The organism is Modestobacter italicus (assembly GCF_019799965.1).
GTDB classification, from domain to species: Bacteria; Actinomycetota; Actinomycetes; order Mycobacteriales; family Geodermatophilaceae; genus Modestobacter; species Modestobacter italicus_A.
In genome coordinates, this window is sequence record NZ_JABGCJ010000004.1 from 402,100 (window position 1) to 422,701 (window position 20,602).

Annotated in this window: 19 protein-coding genes; 11 read left to right on the forward strand and 8 right to left on the reverse strand. The window is 75.5% G+C overall.

All coding sequences use genetic code 11. From position 1 onward, the window contains the following. Nucleotides 1–14: 14 nt before the first annotated feature. A complete protein-coding gene (locus tag HLA93_RS12540; protein WP_222194701.1) occupies nucleotides 15–890 on the reverse strand; it encodes an alpha/beta fold hydrolase in 876 nt (291 codons plus the stop codon). A 109-nt stretch (nucleotides 891–999) separates the two neighbouring features. On the opposite strand from HLA93_RS12540, the gene HLA93_RS12545 reads away from it, so the two are divergent. From HLA93_RS12545 to HLA93_RS12555, 3 genes are all read left to right on the forward strand, one after another. After that, entirely contained in the window at nucleotides 1,000–4,293 is a 3,294-nt protein-coding gene (locus tag HLA93_RS12545; protein ID WP_222194702.1) for a BTAD domain-containing putative transcriptional regulator, read from the forward strand. Nucleotides 4,294–4,359: 66 nt separating this feature from the next. After that, the gene (gene argG, locus HLA93_RS12550) at nucleotides 4,360–5,808 is read left to right on the forward strand and encodes an argininosuccinate synthase (RefSeq protein ID WP_222194703.1); all 1,449 of its coding nucleotides are present in this window, start codon (nucleotides 4,360–4,362) and stop codon (nucleotides 5,806–5,808) included. 44 nt (nucleotides 5,809–5,852) lie between these two features. Beyond that, a complete protein-coding gene (locus HLA93_RS12555) occupies nucleotides 5,853–6,080 on the forward strand; it encodes a toxin-antitoxin system YwqK family antitoxin (protein ID WP_222194704.1) in 228 nt (75 codons plus the stop codon). A gap of 11 nt (nucleotides 6,081–6,091) precedes the next feature. On the opposite strand, the gene HLA93_RS12560 is transcribed toward HLA93_RS12555, so the two are convergent. Continuing rightward, nucleotides 6,092–6,601: a hypothetical protein gene (locus HLA93_RS12560; RefSeq protein ID WP_222194705.1), complete on the reverse strand. Its 510-nt coding sequence runs from the start codon at nucleotides 6,599–6,601 to the stop codon at nucleotides 6,092–6,094. A 32-nt stretch (nucleotides 6,602–6,633) separates the two neighbouring features. Continuing rightward, nucleotides 6,634–8,037 (reverse strand): NAD(P)/FAD-dependent oxidoreductase, encoded by a 1,404-nt coding sequence (locus HLA93_RS12565; protein WP_222194706.1) that lies wholly within the window; start codon nucleotides 8,035–8,037, stop codon nucleotides 6,634–6,636. A 149-nt stretch (nucleotides 8,038–8,186) separates the two neighbouring features. On the opposite strand from HLA93_RS12565, the gene HLA93_RS12570 reads away from it, so the two are divergent. The 7 genes from HLA93_RS12570 to ppk2 all read left to right on the forward strand — a co-directional run bounded on the left by HLA93_RS12570 (nucleotide 8,187) and on the right by ppk2 (nucleotide 13,717). Then, the gene (locus HLA93_RS12570) at nucleotides 8,187–8,573 is read left to right on the forward strand and encodes a YchJ family protein (protein ID WP_222194707.1); all 387 of its coding nucleotides are present in this window, start codon (nucleotides 8,187–8,189) and stop codon (nucleotides 8,571–8,573) included. Between the two features lie 43 nt (nucleotides 8,574–8,616). Next, complete coding sequence (locus HLA93_RS12575) at nucleotides 8,617–8,823, forward strand: hypothetical protein (protein WP_222194708.1); 207 nt, start codon at nucleotides 8,617–8,619, stop codon at nucleotides 8,821–8,823. A gap of 81 nt (nucleotides 8,824–8,904) precedes the next feature. Then, entirely contained in the window at nucleotides 8,905–9,552 is a 648-nt protein-coding gene (locus tag HLA93_RS12580; protein WP_222194709.1) for an FMN-dependent NADH-azoreductase, read from the forward strand. A 161-nt stretch (nucleotides 9,553–9,713) separates the two neighbouring features. Then, the gene (locus tag HLA93_RS12585; protein ID WP_222194710.1) at nucleotides 9,714–10,469 is read left to right on the forward strand and encodes a GNAT family N-acetyltransferase; all 756 of its coding nucleotides are present in this window, start codon (nucleotides 9,714–9,716) and stop codon (nucleotides 10,467–10,469) included. After that, nucleotides 10,466–11,401 (forward strand): lysophospholipid acyltransferase family protein, encoded by a 936-nt coding sequence (locus tag HLA93_RS12590; RefSeq protein ID WP_222194711.1) that lies wholly within the window; start codon nucleotides 10,466–10,468, stop codon nucleotides 11,399–11,401. The genes HLA93_RS12585 and HLA93_RS12590 overlap by 4 nt, the downstream gene beginning before the upstream one ends. Then, nucleotides 11,391–12,584: a glycosyltransferase family 4 protein gene (locus HLA93_RS12595; RefSeq protein ID WP_222194712.1), complete on the forward strand. Its 1,194-nt coding sequence runs from the start codon at nucleotides 11,391–11,393 to the stop codon at nucleotides 12,582–12,584. The genes HLA93_RS12590 and HLA93_RS12595 overlap by 11 nt, the downstream gene beginning before the upstream one ends. Before the next feature lie 143 nt (nucleotides 12,585–12,727). After that, nucleotides 12,728–13,717 carry a polyphosphate kinase 2 gene (gene ppk2, locus HLA93_RS12600; protein ID WP_222194713.1) on the forward strand — a complete coding sequence of 330 codons (990 nt, stop codon included), beginning with the start codon at nucleotides 12,728–12,730 and terminating at the stop codon, nucleotides 13,715–13,717. Between the two features lie 15 nt (nucleotides 13,718–13,732). Here ppk2 and HLA93_RS12605 read toward each other — a convergent pair whose 3' ends face one another. Together HLA93_RS12605 and HLA93_RS12610 are read right to left on the reverse strand one after the other, a co-directional pair. Then, on the reverse strand, nucleotides 13,733–14,863 hold the full coding sequence (locus tag HLA93_RS12605; protein ID WP_222194714.1) for an NAD(P)/FAD-dependent oxidoreductase: 1,131 nt from the start codon (nucleotides 14,861–14,863) through the stop codon (nucleotides 13,733–13,735). Between the two features lie 146 nt (nucleotides 14,864–15,009). Further along, a complete protein-coding gene (locus tag HLA93_RS12610) occupies nucleotides 15,010–15,840 on the reverse strand; it encodes a DUF2382 domain-containing protein (protein ID WP_222194715.1) in 831 nt (276 codons plus the stop codon). Nucleotides 15,841–16,120: 280 nt separating this feature from the next. On the opposite strand from HLA93_RS12610, the gene HLA93_RS12615 reads away from it, so the two are divergent. Next, nucleotides 16,121–16,930: a DUF3097 domain-containing protein gene (locus tag HLA93_RS12615; RefSeq protein WP_222194716.1), complete on the forward strand. Its 810-nt coding sequence runs from the start codon at nucleotides 16,121–16,123 to the stop codon at nucleotides 16,928–16,930. Nucleotides 16,931–17,045: 115 nt separating this feature from the next. On the opposite strand, the gene HLA93_RS12620 is transcribed toward HLA93_RS12615, so the two are convergent. The 3 genes from HLA93_RS12620 to HLA93_RS12630 all read right to left on the reverse strand — a co-directional run bounded on the left by HLA93_RS12620 (nucleotide 17,046) and on the right by HLA93_RS12630 (nucleotide 20,551). Continuing rightward, a complete protein-coding gene (locus tag HLA93_RS12620) occupies nucleotides 17,046–17,888 on the reverse strand; it encodes an aldo/keto reductase (protein WP_222194717.1) in 843 nt (280 codons plus the stop codon). Between the two features lie 134 nt (nucleotides 17,889–18,022). Further along, entirely contained in the window at nucleotides 18,023–18,910 is an 888-nt protein-coding gene (locus tag HLA93_RS12625) for a tryptophan 2,3-dioxygenase (protein WP_308128094.1), read from the reverse strand. A gap of 18 nt (nucleotides 18,911–18,928) precedes the next feature. Next, entirely contained in the window at nucleotides 18,929–20,551 is a 1,623-nt protein-coding gene (locus tag HLA93_RS12630) for a peptide chain release factor 3 (protein ID WP_222194718.1), read from the reverse strand. Nucleotides 20,552–20,602 lie beyond the last annotated feature (51 nt).

Consider the following 20,602-nt stretch of genomic DNA (forward strand, 5'->3'; position numbering starts at 1 on the left):
AGGGCGGCCGCCGGTCAGCGGGCCAGCAGGTCGCGGATCGCGCCGACGACCTCGGCGGGGGCCTCCTCGGCCATGAAGTGGCCGCTGGTCACCGTGCGGTGGTCCAGGTCCGGCGCCCAGCGGGCCCAGGTGGCCGCCGCGCCGGCGCTGAGCTCGGGCCCCCAGTCCTGCTGCAGCACCGTCACCGGCATCCGCAGCCGGTTGCCGGCGTCCCGGTCGGCCCGGTCGTGCTCCACGTCGACCGTGGCCGAGGCCCGGTAGTCGGCGACGATGGAGGGCACCGCCTCCCGGCAGGCCCGCAGGTACTCGGCCCGGACGTCGGCCGGGACGGCCTGCGGGTCCCGCGCCCAGGCGTCCAGGAACGAGCCGAAGAACGCGTCGGCGGCCCCGCTGATCATCGCCTCCGGCAGGCCGGCCGGCTGCGCCATCAGGTACAGGTGCCAGGCGACCGACGCCGACAGCCCGCTGAGCACCTCCCAGGTGTCCAGGTTGGGCAGCACGTCCAGCGACGCCAGGTGCGTGACGGCGTCCGGGTGGTCCAGGCCCGCCCGGATGGCGACCAGCGCGCCGCGGTCGTGGCCGACCAGGGCGAAGCGGTCGTGCCCCAGTGCCCGGGCGGCCGCGACGACGTCGGCGGCCATGGCGCGCTTGGCGTAGGCCTGCCCGTCGTCGGCCGGCTTGTCGCTGGCGCCGTAGCCGCGCAGGTCGGGGCAGATGACGGTGTGGTCGGCGGCCAGGTCGGCGGCGACGTGCCGCCACATCAGGTGGGTCTGCGGGAAGCCGTGCAGCAGCACCACCGGTGAGCCGGAGCCGCCGACGGCGACGTGCAGCGCCACGCCGTCGGCGACGGGGACGCGCTGCTCGGTGAAGCCGGTGATCGTCGGTGCCATGTCAGTTCCTCCAGGGGTCGGTGACGTACCGGCAGACCGTGCCCCCGCCCGATCAGCACCCGGTCAGCACGCGCTCAGCGCCGGGACCGGCGGCGGCTAGCGTGGCGCCGTGCCTGGGACGTCCGTGCGGTTCGGCGTGCTGGGCCCGGTCACCGCCGAGGACGACGGCGACCCCGTCGACCTGCGCGGCCCCCGGCACCGCGCCGTCCTGGCCCGGCTGCTGGTCGCCCGGGGCCGCGCCGTGCCGCTGGCCCACCTCGTCGACGACCTCTGGGACGAGACGCCTGCCGGCGCGAACGGGGCGGTGCAGACCTTCGTCGGCGACCTGCGCCGGGCACTGGAACCGCACCGCCCGCCCCGCACCCCGCCGCAGCTGCTGGTCACCGTCGCCGGCGGGTACGCGCTGCGCACCGCGCCCGGCACCGTGGACGCCGACCGGTTCGAGACGGCCCTCAGCTCGGCCACCGGCCTGCTGGACGACGGCCGGCCGGACGACGCCCGGGCCCTGCTGGACGACGCGCTGGCCCGGTGGCGCGGCCCCGCGTACGCCGACGTCGCCGACCGGGCCTGGGCCCGCGCGGAGGCCGGCCGGCTCGACGAGCTCCGCCTGCTGGCCGTGCAGCGCCGCGCCGAGGCCGCGCTCGCCGCCGGGCACGCGGCCGAGGCGGTGCCGGAGCTGTCGGCGTTGCTGACCGACCACCCGCTGCGGGAGGACACCTGGCGCCTGCTGGCGCTGGCGCTGTACCGGGCCGGGCGGCAGGGCGACGCGCTGGCGGCGCTCCGCCGGGCCAGAGCGGTGCTCGGCGCCGAGCTCGGCGTCGACCCCGGCCCGGCGCTGCGGCAGCTGGAGGCCGACGTCCTCGCCCAGGCGCCCGGACTCACCGGCCCGCCGCCCCGCACCTCGACGCCCCGCACCTCGACGCCCCGCACGCCGGCGCAGCCCGGGCCGGCCCTGCCTCCGGCGGCCCGGCTGGTCGGCCGGGACGACGAACTGGCCACGCTGACGGCCGCCGCGGCCACCGCCGCCGAGGGCCGCCCGCAGCTCGCCCTGGTCTCCGGGGCGGCGGGTGCGGGCAAGACCGCGCTGGCCACCGCCCTCGCCGACCAGCTGCGCACCGCCGGCTGGACCGTCGCCTGGACCACCAGCCCCGAGGTGCCCGGCGCGCCTGCGGCCTGGCCGTGGACCCAGCTGGGCGCCGCACTGGCCGGGCAGGCACCGCCACCCGGCCGGGACGACGACCCCGCCACCGCCCGGTTCCACCGTCACCGGGCGCTCACCGCCGCCCTGGTCGCCGCCGCCCAGCGGGCACCCGTGCTCGTCGTCCTGGACGACCTGCACTGGGCCGACGAGGACACCCTGGCGCTGGTGGGCACCCTGCTGCCCGACCTGGCCGGCGCCCGGGTGCTCATGGTGGGCACGCACCGGGCCACCGACCTCTCCCCCGGGCTCGCCGAGGCCCTGGGGAGGCTGGCCCGCGCTGAGCCCATCCGGGTGTACCTCGGTGGGCTCACCGGGCCGCAGACCGCCGAGCTGGTCGCCGGGCTCACCGACCGGGTGCTGCCCGCCGCGGAGCTCGAGCTGCTGCACGCCCGCAGCGGCGGCAACCCGTTCCTGGCGCGTGAGCTGGCGCGGCTGTTCGGGTCCGGTGGCGTGGCGGCCCTGCGGACCGTCCCGGCCGGGGTGCGCGACGTCGTCCGGCAGCGGGTGCAGCGGCTGCCCGAGACGGCGCGGACGCACCTGCGGCGGGCCGCCGTGCAGGGCCCGGACGTCGACCTCGACCTGCTGGTGCGGCTGACCGGGACGGAGGACGCCGTCCTCGAGACGGTGGAGACGGCCCTGCTCGCCGGGCTGCTGGAGGAGGCCGGCCCGACCGGGCTGAGGTTCGCGCACGCGCTGGTGCAGGAGGCGCTGTACGCCGACGTCCCGCGGGTCCGGCGCACCCGGGAGCACGCCGCGGTGGCCGCCGTCCTGACCGGCACCCGCCCGGACGCCGTCGAGACCATCGCCCACCACCTGCTGCGGGCCGAGGACCAGGCGGAGCCCGCCGCCGTCGTGCACTGGGCCGGCGCGGCAGCGCGGCGGGCAGAGCACAGGTCGGCGCCGCACGAGGCGGCGACGCTGTGGCGGGGCGTGCGCACGGCGCTGGACCGGCTGCCGGACGCCGACCCCCGGGACCGGCTGGCGGCGCGGACGGGCCTGGTGCGGGCGCTGGCGGTCACCGGCCACCTGCAGGAGGCCCGGCGGGAGCGGGCCGCCGCGGTCGACGCCGCCGAACAGCTCGGCGACCCGCTGCTGACCGCCGCGGTGGTGGGCTCCTCCGACGTCCCGGCGATCTGGACGGCGAACGACGACGAGGAGCTGTCGGCCCGGCTGGTCGCGGTGGCCGAGCGGACGCTGGCCGCGCTGCCGGCCGAGCGGCGCACCGAGCGCGCCCGGCTGCTGGTGACGATCGCGCTGGAGCGGCGGGCCGACGACGGCCCCCGCGGTGGCGAGGCGGCCCGCGAGGCTGAGCAGCTGGCCCGCGCCCTCGACGACCCGGCGCTGCTGGCCCTCGCCCTGGACGCCCGCTTCCTGCAGAGCGCCCACCGGGCCGGGCTCGCGCCGGAGCGGGCCCGGATCGGCACCGAGCTGGTCGCGCTCACCGCCGGCGCGGTCCACCTGGCGACGTTCGAGGTGCTCGGCCACCTGGTGCTGGTGCAGGCCCGCTCGGCGCTGGGCGACCTGGCCGGGGCCGACCGGCACGCCGCCGCGGCCGATGCGCTCGCCGAGCGGCACGGCCTGCCGGTGGTGGGCGTCTTCACCGACTGGTACGCCGCGCTGCGGCTGGCGGTGCGCGGTGCGACGGACGCGGCCCGCGCCGCCTACCGGGCCGCGGCCACCCGGCTGACCGGCACCGGGATGTCCGGCCTGCAGGACGGGCTGCTGCCCCTGGCGCTGCTCAGCCTGGACCCCGCGGGCGCCGTCGACGCCGGGTGGGGGCCGCACGAGCCGTGGGTGCGCCCGCTGGTGCTGCTGCGCGGTGGCGACCGGGCAGGGGCCCGGGCCGCCCTGGCCGCCGTCCCCGACTCCCCGCGCGACCTGCTGCTGGAGGTGCGCGGCTGCCTGGCCGCGCGGGCGGCGGTGGCCCTCGGCGACCGGGCACGGGCGGGCCGGCTGTACGACCAGCTGCTGCCGGCCGCCGACGAGCTGGCCGGCGCCGGCAGCGGCCTGATCACCCTCGGACCCGTGGCGGCGACGCTCGGCGAGCTGGCCACCGCACTGGGCCGGGTGGAGGACGCCGCGACCCACCACCGGCAGGCGCTGGCGGTCGCCGAGCGGGTCGGCGCCGGACACTGGGCCGCCGCCGCCCGCGCGGCGCTGTCGAGGGACGGGATCGGCCACCAGCCTCCGCGCACGGCCTGACGACGGTCGGGCACGGCCGCCGACCCAGCTTTGCATGGAAATACAGCGGCATGCATACTTCTTGTCGTGTCCAAGGTGCTCACCTCCCTGCCCGTCGGCGAACGCGTCGGCATCGCCTTCTCCGGAGGGCTCGACACCTCGGTGGCCGTCGCGTGGATGCGCGACAAGGGCGCGGTGCCCTGCACCTACACCGCCGACATCGGCCAGGCCGACGAGCCCGACATCGGCTCGGTGCCCGGCCGCGCCAGCGCCTACGGCGCCGAGCTCGCCCGGCTGGTCGACTGCCGGGCCGCCCTGGTCGAGGAGGGGCTCGCGGCGCTGACCTGCGGCGCCTTCCACATCCGGTCCGGCGGGCGCAGCTACTTCAACACCACGCCGCTGGGCCGCGCAGTCACCGGCACCCTGCTGGTGCGGGCCATGCTCGAGGACGACGTCCAGATCTGGGGCGACGGCTCCACCTACAAGGGCAACGACATCGAGCGGTTCTACCGCTACGGCCTGCTCGCCAACCCGGGGCTGCGGATCTACAAGCCGTGGCTGGACGCCGACTTCGTCACCGAGCTCGGCGGGCGCAAGGAGATGTCGGAGTGGCTGGTCGCCCACGGCCTGCCCTACCGGGACAGCGCGGAGAAGGCCTACTCCACCGACGCCAACATCTGGGGCGCCACCCACGAGGCGAAGACCCTCGAGCACCTGGACACCGGCATCGAGACCGTCGAGCCGATCATGGGCGTGAAGTTCTGGGACCCGGCGGTGGAGATCGCCCCCGAGGACGTGACGATCGGCTTCGAGTACGGCCGGCCGGTGACCATCAACGGCAAGGAGTTCGCCTCCGCCGTCGACCTGGTGCTGGAGGCCAACGCCATCGGCGGCCGGCACGGTCTGGGCATGTCCGACCAGATCGAGAACCGGATCATCGAGGCCAAGAGCCGCGGCATCTACGAGGCGCCGGGCATGGCGCTGCTGCACGCGGCCTACGAGCGGCTGGTCAACGCCATCCACAACGAGGACACCCTCGCCACCTACCACGCCGAGGGCCGCCGGCTGGGCCGGCTGATGTACGAGGGCCGCTGGCTGGACCCGCAGGCGATGATGCTGCGCGAGTCGCTGCAGCGGTGGGTCGGCATGGCCGTCACCGGCGAGGTCACCCTGCGGCTGCGGCGCGGCGAGGACTACTCGGTGCTCGACACCGCCGGCCCGGCGTTCAGCTACCACCCGGACAAGCTCTCCATGGAGCGCACCGAGGACTCCGCCTTCGGCCCGGTCGACCGGATCGGTCAGCTGACCATGCGCAACCTGGACATCGCCGACTCCCGCGCCAAGCTCGAGCAGTACGCCCGGATGGGCATGGTCGGCGGCTCCACCCCGACCTCGATCGGGGCCGCGCAGGCCGCCTCGACCGGGCTGATCGACGCCACCGAGGCCGGCGGCGCGGAGGCGATCGCCTCCCGCGGCCGGGTGTCCGAGCACGACGAGCTGCTCGACCGCGCCGCCATGGAGTTCGGCACCGACTGACCGGCGCTCCGCCACCGTCCGGCACCCGGGAGTCAGGAGGAGCCGTGCCCGAGACCGAGTTCACCGAGGGCGAGCACGTGGAACACCACCGCGACGGATCGGTGCGCGCCCGCGGGCCGGTCGTCGACGGCCGGCCGCACGGTTACTGGGAGTGGTTCCGCACCGACGGGACGCTGCTGCGCTCCGGGTACTTCGCCGCCGGCGAGAACGTCGGCGAGTGGACGACGTACGACCGGTCCGGCGCCCCGTACAAGGTGACCGACAGGGGCTGAGCGGGCCGGCGTCAGCGGCGCCGGTCCCCCCGCCGGGCCGGGCGGGGAGCGGGCCACTCGACCACCCAGGTCTCCCCCGGCCGCAGTGCCGCCCACCGCCGCCCGGTGTCCGCGAGATCGGTCGCGGCGGCCGCCAGCTCGGCTCCCGGCCGGCCGTCGGCAGCGAGTTCGGTGGCCAGCACCTCCTCGCCGCGGGACAGCCGCCCGACCAGGTCGGCCAGCGCCTCGGCACGCTGGATCTGCGCCGACCGCTCGCGCTTCAGCTGCTCGGACCGGGTGGCGGCGTGCGGCGGCTGACGGCCGGAGACGTGCCGCATGCTGCGCCAGACGACGCCGTCGGCGACGCAGCCCCAGATCCCGTCACGGACCTGCAGCCGGGTCTCCACCACGGCGTGCACCAGGTCGTGCGGCAGATCCGCCCCGCCACCGGCGCCGCGCATCGCGAACACCACGCCGTCGTCCCGTTCGACGAGGGTCTCCACCGGCCGCCGGTCGGCCATCCGGGTGAACGTCAGTCGCACCCTCCCAGGCTGACCCCGGCGGTCAACCGGTTTCAGCCGGCGTCGCGGGCGGCGCGCTCGGCGTCGTAGATCCGCGTGGCCTGGGCGGCGTCCAGCCGGGCGTCCTCCGGCCGCACGACGGACAGCTGCGTGCTCTCCGGCGGCAGCACCGTCTGCCACAGCCAGTCCACCGCCACCCGCAGCCGGTTGGCCATCGCCGGCAGGGCGTACAGGTGGTAGCCGCGGGTGACCACCTTGGCCAGCGGACCGGTCAGCGGGACGCCGAGGGGCTTGGCGACCGCGTCCCAGCCGCCGAGGTCGGCGACCAGACCGAGGTCCTTGTGCCGGTAGGGCCGGGCCTGCCCGACGCCGAGACTGGCGGCGACGTTGCGGCCCAGCGCGGTGCCCTGCCGCTGGGTGTGCTGCGCCGTCGGGGGGGTGTCCGGCACGTCGTCCTGGCCCTTCCCGGCGGCCAGGTCCGGGACGGCGGCGGCGTCACCGGCCGCCCACACGTCGGGCACACCGGGCACGGACAGGTCCGTCTCCACCACCAGCCGCCCCTTGCGCAGCGGCAGCCCGAGCTCGGCCACCAGCGGGTTGGCCATCACCCCGGCGCCCCAGACCAGCGTGCGGGTGGCCACGGTGGTGCCGTCGGTGAGCTCGACCTCGTGGGCGTCGGCGGAGGCGACCGTGACGCCCAGCCGCACGTCGATCCCCCGCTTGCGCAGCAGGTCCAGGCTGCGGCTGCCCAGCTGCGGGCCGAGCTCGGGCAGCACCGCCTCCGCCAGGTCGATCAGCACCCAGCGCACGTCCTCGGCGCGGGTCTTGCCCCAGCGCGCCTCGATGGTGCGCAGCCAGCGCTGGGTCTGGGCGACGAACTCGGTGCCGGTGTACCCGGCGCCCACGGCCACCACGGTGAGCAGCTCCGACCGCCGCGCCCGCCCCTCCGGGGTGTCCGGCTCGGCGTCGGCCAGGTCGAGCATCTGCAGCAGGTGGTCGCGCAGGTACACCGCCTCGACCAGCGTCTTGAGCCCGCGGGCGTGCTCGGCGACCCCGGGGATGTCGAACTGCCGGGTGACCGAGCCCGGCGCGAGCAGCAGCCGGTCCCACGGCTCGGTGTACGGCTCTCCGGACCCACCCGGGACGACCGGCGTGACGGTGACGGTCCGCCCGTCCAGGTCCACGGCGGTGACCCGGCCGAGCACCAGCCGCACCCCGGGCAGCGCCCGGCGCAGCGAGACCGCGATGTGCCGGGCCTCGATCACCCCGGTGGCCACCTCGGGCAGCAGCGGGCTGTAGAGCAGGTAGTCGGTGGGGTTGACGAGCACCAGCTCCACCCGGCCGGCCGACAGGTGCCCCTGCAGGTGCTTCTGCAGGTGCTTGAGGGCGTAGAAGCCGGCGAACCCGCCGCCGACCACCACGATCCGGGTGGTCTTCTCCTGCTCCGCGTCGCTCACAGCGCGCCTCCTGGTGCCTGGTCCTGGTCCGCCGGGGACGGCCCCGCCGTTGCCCGGGACGTCCTCGGCGCCGAGTCCCTGCAACGTATCGGCCCCGACCGGGGGTCGGCTCGGTGAACGGCGTCCCCCGCGGCTGCGAGACTGCGCGCGTGGCTCCTCGACGATGCCCGTGCGGCTCGGGCCTGTCCTACGCGGAGTGCTGCGGCCGACTGCACGACGGGACGGCGGCCGCGGCCACCGCCGAGCAGCTGATGCGCTCGCGGTACAGCGCCTTCGCCGTCGGCGACCCGGCGTACCTGCTGGCCACCTGGCACCCCAGCACCCGCCCGTCGACGCTGGACCTCGACCCGGACGTGCGCTGGACCGGCCTGGAGGTGCTCGCCACCAGCGGCGGCGCACTGCTGGCCGCCCAGGGGACGGTGGAGTTCCGGGCACACTGGCGGGCCGGTGGCCGGTCCGGCGCCCAGCACGAGCGCAGCCGGTTCACCCGCGCGGACGGCGCCTGGCGCTACCTGGACGGCGTCGCGCTGCCCTGACCCGGGGCTGGACCACGCCACGCCGACCCGGGATCGTGGCCGCATGTCCCGCCATGAGCTGACCGTCGACGGGGAGGACTTCGTCGTCACCGCGCGAGCGGGAGGACACGACTTCACCTGGGTCAGCGGGCCGCACCGCCCGCACTACGGCTTCTCCTCCTCCCGCCCGCAGATGACCGAGGCGCAGATGCGGGCGGCGATCACCGGCTTCCTGGCCGAGATCAACCCGGAGACCGGCTACCTGGACTGAGCGGCCTGGTCAGCGGCCGGGCCGGGCGGCCAGGCGCCCGTGCAAGGGTGGGGGCGCCACACACCGACCCGGGAGGCCCCGATGCCGCACCTGCTGCACCTCGACTCGTCCGCCGACCCGCGCAGCTCGGCATCCCGCGAGGTGACGGCGGCGTTCGTACGGGGCTGGCAGGCGCGCGGCGCGGAGTTCACCGTCACCTCCCGCGACCTGCAGGCCGACCCGCCGCCGCACCTGCCCGACGCGGCGCTGCACTGGTCGCCCCGGCTGCGCACCCCTGCGGAGACCGTCGACCCGGCGGCCGAGGCGCAGCAGCAGCGCTACCTCGACGAGCTGATGGCCGCCGACGTCCTGCTGGTGGGCGCCCCGATGTACAACTGGTCGCTGCCCTCGACGCTCAAGGCGTGGGTCGACCACGTGCACGTGCTGGGCACCACCGTGCCGTTCGGCGACTACGAGGCCCGGCCGCTGGCCGGCCGCACCGCGGTGGTCGTCTCCAGCCGGGGCGCCAGCTACGACTCCGGCGGCGAGCAGGCCAGCTGGGACCACACCGTGCCGCCGCTGGAGCTGGTGCTGGGCCGGTCGTTCGGGATGAGCGTCTCGGTGATCACCCTGCAGCTGACCCTGGCCGACCGGGTGCCGGCGATGGCCGACCTGCGCGGGCAGGCCGCCGCCGAGGCCGACGCGGCCCGCAGCTACGCCGAGGAGCTGGCCGGCCGGGTCACCGCCTGAGCACGCCGGCGGCGTTCACCCGATCGGCGGTCACCTGCGCCGACATTCGCCGTCCCGACGGGGACGCGCCGCGCCTGCGCCACCGCGCGGACACCTGACCCGCTGAGCCTGGCGGGCGTCCGGGCCCTGCCCAGGGGCCTCTCGACACCCGAGGTGTCGTCGTGACCACAGCACTGACCGCCGCCCCGTCGCTGCGCTACACCACCTCCCTGGCCGCCGGGCCTGCCGACGTCGAGGCCGCCCAGCGACTGCGCCACCGTGTGTTCGCCCTGGAGTGCGGCGCGCTGCTCGACCCACCGGCCGCGGCCGCCGGGCGGGACGCCGACGAGTGGGACGACCTCTGCGACCACCTGCTGGTGCGCGAGGAGGTCACCGGGGAGGTCGTCGGCACCTACCGGCTGCTGCCGCCCGAACGGGCCGCCGCCGCCGGCCGCAGCTACGGCGACGGCGAGTTCGACCTCTCCCGGCACGCGGCCCTGCGCCCGGGGCTGGTCGAGGCCGGCCGCAGCTGCGTGCACCCCGACCACCGCTCCGGCGCGGTCATCACCGCCCTGTGGGCCGGGGTCGCCCGCTACGTGCTCGACCGCGGCGCCACCCACCTCGCCGGCTGCGCCTCCATCCAGCTGGACGACGGTGGCGCGACCGTCGCCGGTGTCTGGGACCTGGTCCGCGCCCGCCACCTGGCCCCGGCCGCTCTGCGGGTGGTGCCGCACCTGCCCTTCGACGTCACCGCCCCGCCCCGGCCGGACCGGCTGGTGGTGCCGCCGCTGCTGCGCGCCTACCTGAAGCTCGGCGCCCGGGTGTGCGGTCGTCCGGCCTACGACCCCGCGTTCGGCACCGCCGACCTGTACGTGCTGCTGGCCATGTCGGACATCCCGCCCCGGGTGCTCGACCGGCTGCTGGGCGGTGCCCGGTGAGCTGGGTGCCCGTCTCCTCCTGCACGACCGCCTGCACGGCCGACCCCGCCCCGACCGTCGACCCCGCCACGCGGCGCCGCCGGTGGCTGCGACTGACCGGGGCCCTGGCCGGCGCCGGTGCGACCGCCCTGCAGGCGCCGCTGACCAGCGCCCGGGGCCGCCGCCGGATCCTCGTCTGCGCGGCCGCCCGGGTGCTCACCGCCGTCGGCGTCCGGGTCGAGGTGCACTCCTCGCCGACCGCCTGGCCGCGCGCCGGCGCCGGGCGCGGCCCGGGCCAGCTGGTGGTCAGCAACCACGTCTCCTGGGTCGACGACCTGGCGATGCTCACCGTCGTGCCGGGGCTGCCGGTGGCCAAGCGCGAGGTCGCCGGGTGGCCGCTGGTCGGCGGGCTGGCCCGCCGGGCCGGCGTCGTCCTGCTCGACCGCGGCCGGATACGCACCCTGCCGGGCACCGTGGGCGAGGCCGCAGACCTGCTGCGCACCGGCACGCCGGTGACGGTTCACCCGGAGGGGACGACGTCCTGCGGGGTGGAGCTCGGCCGCTTCCGGCCGGCGTTCTTCCAGGCCGCCGTGGACGCCGCTGCCCCGGTCTGCCCGGTCGCCGTCCGGTACCGGGTGGACGGCGGGTCGGCCAGCGCCGTCGCCGGCTACCTGGCCGACGAGCCGCTGTGGCGCAGCATCGCCCGGGTGGTGCGCACCCGTGGCCTGGTGGTCGAGGTGCACCTGCTGCCCGCCCTCGACCCGGCCGGCGCCGACCGCCGGGAGCTGGCCGCGCTGGCCGAGTACGCCGTCGCCGCGGTCACCGAGGCCCGCCCACCGGTGGTCACCGCGCACCCCCGCCGGCCGCGGGTGCCGGCCCGGCCGGTGCCGGTGCGGCGGCAGACCGCGACGCCCGAGCCGCCCCAGCGCTCCGGAGCACCTCGTGCTGCGTGAGGACGCCGCGCCCGTCGAGCTGACCGACGACGTGCTCCCGGTGCTGGTGCCCGGGTCGGCCGGACTGCGGGTGGCCGTGGTGGCCGAGACCTTCCTGCCCGCGGTGAACGGCGTCGTGAACTCGGTGCTCCGGCTGGTCGACCACCTCGCCGTCCGGGGGCACGACCCGGTCGTGGTCGCACCGTCCGGCGCGAGCTACGAGTCCCGGTGCGGCGCCTGGATCGAGGTGGTCACCGTGCCGGCCATGCGGTTGCCCCGCTACCGGCAGCTGTCCCTCGCCCGCCCGGCCGGCGACCTGACCACCGTGCTGCGCCGGCTGGCCCCCGACGTGGTGCACCTGGCCTCCCCGGCGGTGCTCGGCCTGGCGGCCGGTCGCGCCGCCCGCACGCTGGGGGTGCCGTCGGTCGCCGTCTTCCAGACCGACCTGGCCGCCTACGCCCAGCGGTACCGGCTGCCCGGCGGTGCGCCGGCGGCCTGGCGCTACCTGCGCAGGGTGCACGGGACGGCCGACCTCACCCTCGCCCCCTCGTCGGCGACCGCCTCGGTGCTGGCCCGGCAGGGCATCGGCCCGGTGGCGCTGTGGCCGCGCGGGGTGGACCTCGACCAGTTCGCACCCGGCCGCCGGGACGAGGAGCTGCGCCGGCAGTTCGCCCCGGGCGGCGAGCTGCTGGTCGGCGTGGTGGCCCGGCTGGCGGTGGAGAAGCGGCTGGAGCTGCTCGCCCCGCTCAGCGAGCTGCCCGGGGTCCGCCTGGTCGTGGTCGGGGACGGCCCGCAGCGCCGGGCGCTGACCCGGCTGATGCCCCGGGCCCGGTTCCTCGGCCAGTTGGGCGGCGCGGAGCTCGGCGCCGTGGTCGCCTCGCTGGACCTGTTCGTGCACCCGGGCGCCGACGAGACGTTCTGCCAGGCGGTGCAGGAGGCGCTCGCCGCCGGGGTGCCCGCGGTGGTCGCCGCCTCCGGCGGGCCGCTGGACCTGGTGCGGCACCGGGAGAACGGCTGGCTGTGGGCCGGGGGCGACCCGCACCTGCTCGCCGCGGTCGTCGCCGGCCTGCGCGACGACCGGGCGGCCCTGCAGGCAGCCGCCGCCCGCGCCCGGGCCTCGGTCGAGGGCCGCACCTGGGGCCGGGTCGGCGACGAGCTGATCGGCCACCTCCACCGGCTGCGGGCGGCGGCCCACGCGGCCTGACCACCGTCGGCGGCACGCCTCGTGCGTTCCACGTGGAACGTCCGCCTCAGGAGTTCGCTCCCCGCCCGGCCGGGGCAGAGGTGGACACAGCCGTGTCCGGGCAGGATCGGACCGGCAGCCCCGCACCCGCCCCCGGAGACGACATGACCCAGCAGATCCGTGACCGTGCCCCCGAGGACATCCCGTCGCCCGTGGTCGACCTGTCGCGCTGGCGGCTCAACGCCCTGCCGGACACCAGCTCCGACGAGGACTGGGACGACGACCGCGAGCTCTTCGACCCCGAGGGCAACCGGGTCGACACCTGGCGGGAGGGCTACCCCTACAGCGAGCGGCTGGGGCGGCGGGAGTACGAGATCGAGAAGCGCCGGCTGCAGATCGAGCTGCTCAAGCTGCAGGGCTGGGTGAAGGAGACCGGCCAGAAGATGGTGCTGGTGTTCGAGGGCCGGGACGCCGCCGGCAAGGGCGGCACCATCAAGCGGTTCACCGAACACCTGAACCCGCGGGGCGCCCGGGTGGTCGCGCTGGACAAGCCCTCCGAGCGCGAGCGCACCCAGTGGTACTTCCAGCGCTACGTGCAGCACCTGCCCGCGGCCGGCGAGATCGTGATGTTCGACCGGTCCTGGTACAACCGCGCCGGCGTCGAGCGGGTGATGGGCTACACCACCGCCGAGGACTACCTGCTCTTCATGCGCCAGGCGCCGGAGTTCGAGCGGATGCTGGTCGAGAGCGGCATACAGCTGGTCAAGTTCTGGTTCTCGGTCACCCGCGGCGAGCAGCGCAGCCGGTTCATCGTGCGCCAGATCGACCCGGTGCGGCAGTGGAAGCTCTCCCCCACCGACCTCGCCTCGCTGGACAAGTGGGATGCCTACACCGAGGCGAAGGAGGCGATGTTCCTGCACACCGACACCGGGCACGCCCCCTGGACGGTGATCAAGAGCAACGACAAGAAGCGCGCCCGGCTCGAGGCGATGCGGCACGTGCTCGCCCGGTTCGACTACACCGGCAAGGACGCCGCCGCCGTGGGCACCCCCGACCCGCTGATCGTCGGCTCGGCCGCCGACGTGCTCGAGGAGGAGGCCGGCGCCCCGGTCATGCCCCGGCCCGGGGAGCAGCTTCCTCCCGCGGAGCACTGAGGCCCACCCGGGTCGTCAGCGGACCGGGCGGAAGGGCGTCAGGTCGAACGGCGCCGGCTCGCCCAGCGCCAGGCCGGCGGCGAGCACGCCCATCAGCGGTCCGTAGGTCAGCCCGTTGGCGCCCAGCCCGGTCGCCACGACCACCCCGTCGCAGCCGGGGAGCGCACCGAGCAGCGGGAACCCGTCCGGGGTGACCGGCCGGAACCCGATCCTGGTCTCCAGCACCGTCGCCTCGGCCAGCCCGGGCGCCAGGGTCAGGCCTGCGTCGAGCACCTGGCGCTGCCCGGCGGCGGTGACCCGGTGGTCGAAGCCGGCGTCGGCCTCCCGGGTGGCACCGACCACCACGCGCCCGCCGGGGAAGCCCAGCAGGTAGTGGTGTCCGAACTCCTCCCCCGCGGTCATCACCGTGGGCCAGCTGCCGGTGCCGTCGTCGGGCAGCTGCAGGTGCACGATCTGGCCGCGCATCGGGCCGAGCGCGAGCTCGGCGCCGAGCGGCCGGACCAGCTGCGTCGTCCAGGCCCCCGCCGCCAGGACGACGACGTCGGCCTCGACGAGGACGCCGTCCACCCGCACGCCGCGCACCCTGTCCCCGTCGGGCACCAGCGCGGCTCGGCCCGACCGCCGGTCCACCCCGGCTCGTTCGGCGGCGACCACGGCCGCGTCGCGGAACAGCCGGCCGTCCACCCGGCCCACACCGCCCACCCACAGCGCCGGCAGGTCGGTGCGCAGCGCCGGGAAACGGCGGGCGGCGGCCCCGGGGGCGAGCACCTCGACGTCCCCGAGCCCGGTCCAGCCACGCGTGGCACCCGCCGCGACGAGGTCCTCAGCGGCCTCCCGCAGGACATCGTGGTCCGTGCCGAGGGTCAGCCCGCCGACGACGGCGTAGCTGGGGTCCTGCCCGGCGTCGGCGGCCAGCTCCGCGGCCAGCGCGGGCCAGCTGCGCCCGGCGAGGTCGCTGTAGGCGCCCCACGACCCCACGGCTGCCGGCCGCCAGGGCTGCACGATCCCGGCCCCGGCGGAGGTGGCCCGCCCCGTCTCGTCGGACTCGACCAGGACGACATCCACGCCCCGGCGGGCCAGCTGCCACGCCGCCGTCGCCCCGACGATCCCAGCCCCCACCACCGCCACGCGTACGTCTGCAGTCACCCGGTCAATCTGTCACGGCGGCAGCCGGCCGCCCGACCCCGGACAGCACAACACCCGCCCCGAACGGCCGGGGCGGGTGCTGGCGGGTCCGGCCCCCTTCAGGGTCCCGCCGAGCTTGCGAGGCGTGGGGGGGAGGGGGCCCTTCCTCAGCGGCGGGTGTCGGTGATCCCGTCGGTGTCGACCTGCTCCTTGCGGACCTGCTCGGTGACCTGCTGCTGCTCGGTGACCGTCTCGGTGTCCAGGCGCACGCGCTCGACCGGCACGGCTTCCTTCTCCACGACGGGGCGCTCGGCGTGCAGCGTCACCTCGTGCTCCTCCTCGGAGATGGCCGGCCCGTCCATCGCGTTGCCCACGTTGGCGTCGGTGATGGGCTCGCGCTGGACGCGGACCTCCTCGTGCGAGACGGGGACGGTCTTGGTCACGTTCTCGGTGACGACGTACTTGCGCAGGCGGGCCCGGCCGGCCTCGACCTGCTGGGTACCGACGTTGACCCGCTCCTCGGAGAGGGTCATGGCGTCATCGGTCGTCGGGCCGGAGGTGTCGTGGCCCTTCGTGCCGTGCCGGTTCACGTCGGTGTCCGTGGTGCCCGCGGCCACACCGGTCGTCGTGGTGTCGGTCGTGGTGGTGTCGGTCCGCGCGGTCTCGGTGCGCGTCGTGTCCGACGTGCCGTGCATCCCGTAGTGGCGGTAGAGCTGCGCCTCCTCGTCGGGGGAGAGGTGCCCGTCCTGGTCGATCTTGGGGGCGTCCTTCACGGCGGACTTGCTCACCGGTACGCGCAGGCCGTCACCGGTCAGGTCGGCCTCACGGATCGGCACGAAGGTCTCCTTGGTGCCGAACATGCCGGTCTTGACGGTCACCCACTCGGGGTTGCCGGACTGGTCGTCGAGGAACACCTCGGAAGCCGTGCCGATCTTGTCGCCGTCAGCGTCGTAGACGTCTGCGCCGATCACGCGGTCGAGGGTGTCGGTGCCGATCATGGTTCCGCTCCTCTGCTCGGGGGGTCGTGCTCAGGTCTTGCTCTTGGTCTGCCCGTCGAGCTCTTCCGGAAACGGTCAGTCCATGATCGACCTGACCGTGCGTCACCGCCGATGCGCCCGCCCTGGCGAGCGGTCGCCCAACATCGCAGGTCACGGCCGGGTGCGTGGTCGACACGCCGGACGGACCGGTCCGCCCGACACGCCGGGGTCCTCTCGTGCGCACCGGAGGCCGGGCGTGTCGTGCCACCGCGCGGGCACCGTTCCCGATGAGCATGGAGCCGTGCCTCCTCGTTCGCCGTACGACGACCTGGTCCACCCGCGTACCAAGAAGACGCCCTCGCCCCAGGTCGAGGCGCTGAAGGACGTCGTGGTCGAGGACCCCAGCAGCGGGTTCGTCGGCGCCGTCGTGCGGTGCGAGAAGGACGTCGTCCACCTCGAGGACCGCTTCGGCAAGGTCCGCGCCTACCCGCTCGGCCCCGGCTTCTGGGTCGACGGCCGCCCGGTCGTGCTGGTGCGACCGAAGCAGAACGCGCCGTCCGGCCCGCAGCGCAGCGCCTCCGGGTCGACCTACGTCGTGGGCGCCCGCGCCCGGGTCGCCCGCGAGGGGCGCATCTACGTGGAGGGCAAGCACGACGCCGAGCTGGTGGAGAAGGTCTGGGGCCACGACCTGCGGATCGAGGGCGTCGTCGTCGAGCCGCTGCACGGTGTCGACGACCTGCCGGGCATCGTCAAGGAGTTCCGCCCCTCGTCCGGGCGGCGGCTGGGCGTGCTCGTCGACCACCTGGTGACCGGCTCCAAGGAGTCCCGGATCGCCGCCCAGATCACCGGCGACCACGCCCTGGTCGTCGGCCATCCCTTCATCGACATCTGGCAGGCCGTGAAGCCCTCCGTCGTCGGCATCAAGGCGTGGCCGACGGTGCCCAAGGGCGAGGACTGGAAGACCGGCGTCTGCCGGCGGCTGGGCTGGGAGGACGACACCGGCTACGTCTGGGCGCAGCGCATCCTCGCCCGGGTGAAGGTGTGGACCGACCTGGAGCCGACGCTGATCGGCCGGGTCGAGGAGCTCATCGACTTCGTCACCACGGACTGACCCCGGACGCACCAACGGCCGCCGTCCCCGAGGGGACGACGGCCGCCGCGCCGGTCAGGCCCCGTCCAGAGGCGCACCCCGAGCCCGCGAGGGGTGAGGAGGACGGGGTCCTTCCTCAGCTGGGGATGTAGTTGAACTCGTCGGGGTTCGGGCCGTTGCGGCCGTCGGCGCGGTCGAGGCCGTCGATCTCGCGCATGTCGTCCTCGGTGAGCTCGAAGTCGAACAGGTCGAAGTTCTGCTCGACCCGGGCGCGGGTGACCGACTTCGGGAAGATGATGTCGCCCCGCTGGATCGCCCACCGGAGGGCGGCCTGCGCCGGGCTCTTGCCGTACCGCTCGCCGACCCGGACGAGGGTCGGGTCGTCGAGCACCTTGCCCTGCGCGATCGGCGCCCACGCCTCGGTGCGGATCTCGTGGTCGGCGTTGAACGCCCGCAGGTCGTTCTGCGCGAAGTAGGGGTGCACCTCGATCTGGTTCACCACCGGGCGGACCTCGGTCTCGGCGAACAGCCGGCGCAGGTGGTGGGCGTTGAAGTTGGAGACGCCGATGGCCTTGACCCGGCCGGACCGGTAGATCTCCTCCATCGCCTTCCAGGTCTCGACGTAGTCGACGTCGATGCCCGGCAGCGGCCAGTGGATGAGGAAGAGGTCCAGGTAGTCGAACTTCAGCGCGTCCATCGTCCCGTCGAAGGCGCGGAGGGCCTCGTCGCGGGCGTGGAAGCCGTTGTTGAGCTTGGAGGTCACGAAGACCTCCTCGCGCGGGACGCCGGACTGCCGCACGGCCTCGCCGACCTCGGCCTCGTTGCCGTACATCTCGGCGGTGTCGATGTGCCGGTAGCCGACCTCGAGCGCGGTGCGGGTGGCCTCGACGGTGTCCTCGGGCTTGATCTGGAAGACGCCGAAGCCCAGCTGCGGGATCTGCACGCCGTTGTTCAGGGTGATCGTGGGCACGGTGGCCATGGGGGATCCTCCAAGCGTCGAACGGTCTGGGGGGCGGCGCGCGACCTCGGGGGGCGCGACCGGCCTGCTCCCTCTCTACCCGGGCCGCCGCCGGCTACCCGCGACAGATCTCACCGCGGACGCGGGAATGCGGCTCAGAGCACCGTGCGGGCAGCCCACAGGTCGGGGAAGACCACCCGGGCGGCGCTGCGCTCCAGCCAGGCCAGCCCGGCCGAACCACCGCTGCCGGGCTTGGCGCCCATCGCCCGGCGGACGGCGGTGACGTGCCGCTGCCGCCAGGTGGTGAACACCTCGGCGACGTCGGTGAGCGCCTCGCCCAGGGTGAACAGCTCGTTGCCCGGCCGCGGGTCTGCGTAGACCTCGGCCCAGAGCGCCGTGACGGCCGGGTCGGCCTCGTGGGTCACCGTCCGGTCCCGGTCCAGGACGGCTGCGGGTACCGGCAGCCCGCGGCGGGCCAGGTACGCCAGGACGTCGTCCTCCAGGGACGGCGCGGCCAGCGCCCGCTGCAGGTCCGCGTGCACCACCGGCAGCCCGCGGTGCGGCCGGACGACGGACTCGGCCTTCAGTCCGAGCAGGAACTCCACGTGCCGGTACTCGTAGGACTGGAAGCCCGAGGCCTCCCCGAGCTGGTCGCGGAAGCCGTTGAACTCCGCCGGGGTGAGCCAGAGCAGGGAGCCCCAGCTCGCGTCCAGCGAGCGCAGGTGGTGCACCGACCGGCGGATCGAGCCGACCGCGCCGTCCAGGTCGTCGGCCCGCAGCTGGCGCTGGGCCAGCTCCCACTCCCGGCGCAGCAGGGTGAACCACAGCTCCATCACCTGGGTGACGACGAGGAACGCGGGCTCGGCCGGGTGCTCGGTGACCGGCCGGACCAGCGCCTGCAGCTGGCGCACGCCCACGTACTGCTCGTAGGGCGTGGCGTCGGCGAACTCGACGGTGGGCAGGCCGGCGTTGCCGGCGGCCCGGGCGGCGCGGGTGCCGGCGTCCACCGGAGCCGGCCGGCCGGGGGAGGGTCGCGTGGTCACCCGCGACATCCTGCCCGGTCAGCTCAGCTGGGCGGCCACCATCGGCTCCAGCGTCAGCTCCGGGCTCCGCTGCTGGAGGGAGCGCAGGTCCCACTTGTCCATGAACAGCGCCAGCAGCTCGCCGTCCTCGCGCTCGAAGACCTCGACGCCGCGCGCCGCGGCGACCGCGGGGGCGGAGGCGGCGTCGGTGCGCACCGCGACCTGGTAGGGCAGGTGGTCCAGCTCGACCGGCGCACCGAACTCCTGCGCCATCCGGTGCGCGGCCACCTCGAACTGCATCGGGCCGACGACGGCCAGCACCGGCGCCTGGTCGCCGCGGCGGTCCGAGCGCAGCACCTGGGCCACGCCCTCGGAGCCGAGCTGGCCCACACCCCGGCGGAACTGCTTGAACTTGGCGGTGTCCTTGCCGCGCATCACCGCGAAGTGCTCCGGGGCGAACGTGGTCAGCGGCGGGAAGGTGACCTTCGTGCCCGCGTACAGGGTGTCGCCGACGTGCAGTGCATTCGCGTTGACCAGACCGACGACGTCACCGGGGTAGGCGGTGTCCACGCTCTCCCGCTCCCGGCCGAACACGTGCTGCGCGTACTTCGTGGCGAACGGCCGGCCGGTGGTGGCGTGGGTGACGACCATGCCGCGCTCGAACACCCCGGAGGCGATCCGGATGTAGGCCAGCCGGTCGCGGTGGGCGGCGTCCATGCCCGACTGCACCTTGAACACGAAGGCGCTGAAGGAGGCCTCGATCGGCCGGGGGACGCCGTCGGCGTCCGGCCGCGGGGTCGGCGCGGGTGCGAGGTCGACCAGGATGTCCAGCAGCGCACCGACGCCGAAGTTGGAGACGGCCGAGGCGAAGATGACCGGCGTCGTCTCCCCGGAGAGGAACCGCTGCTGGTCGTGGTCGGCCTCGGTGGCGTCGAGCAGCTCGCACTCCTCCACCGCCTGGGTCCAGACCTCGCCCTCGCGCGCCTCCGCGGCCGCGGCGGTCAGCGTCTCCTCGGGGGCGATGGTGGCGCCGCCGGCGGTGCGGGTGAAGCGGCGGTAGGTGCCGTCGCGCCGGTCGAGCACGCCGCGGAAGTCACCGGAGATGCCGACCGGCCAGGTCAGCGGGGTGGGCACCAGCCCGGTGCGCTCGCTGACCTCGTCCATCAGCTCGAGGGCGTCCTTGCCCGGCCGGTCCCACTTGTTGACCACGGTGATCACCGGGATGCCGCGGTGGCGGCAGACCGCGAACAGCTTCATGGTCTGCGCCTCGAGGCCCTTGGCGGCGTCGATGAGCATCACCGCGGCGTCCACGGCGGTGAGCACGCGGTAGGTGTCCTCGGAGAAGTCCGCGTGGCCGGGGGTGTCCAGCAGGTTGACCACCGCGTCGCGGTACTCGAACTGCAACGCCGCGGAGGTGATGGAGATGCCGCGGGCCTTCTCCATGTCCATCCAGTCCGACACCGTGCCGCGCCGGCCGGCCTTGCCGTGCACCGCGCCGGCCTGCCCGATCACCCGCGCGTGCAGCGCGAGGGCCTCGGTCAGGGTGGACTTGCCGGCGTCCGGGTGGCTGATGACGGCGAAGGTGCGCCGCCGGGCCGCCTGCGCCAGCACCTCGGTGGTGGACGCGTCGGGACGGAGCTCCGTGCTCGGGACGGTGCTCATGGACGTGCGGTGCTCCTCGGGTGGCGCGGACGGTCTGTCCAATGTACGGCG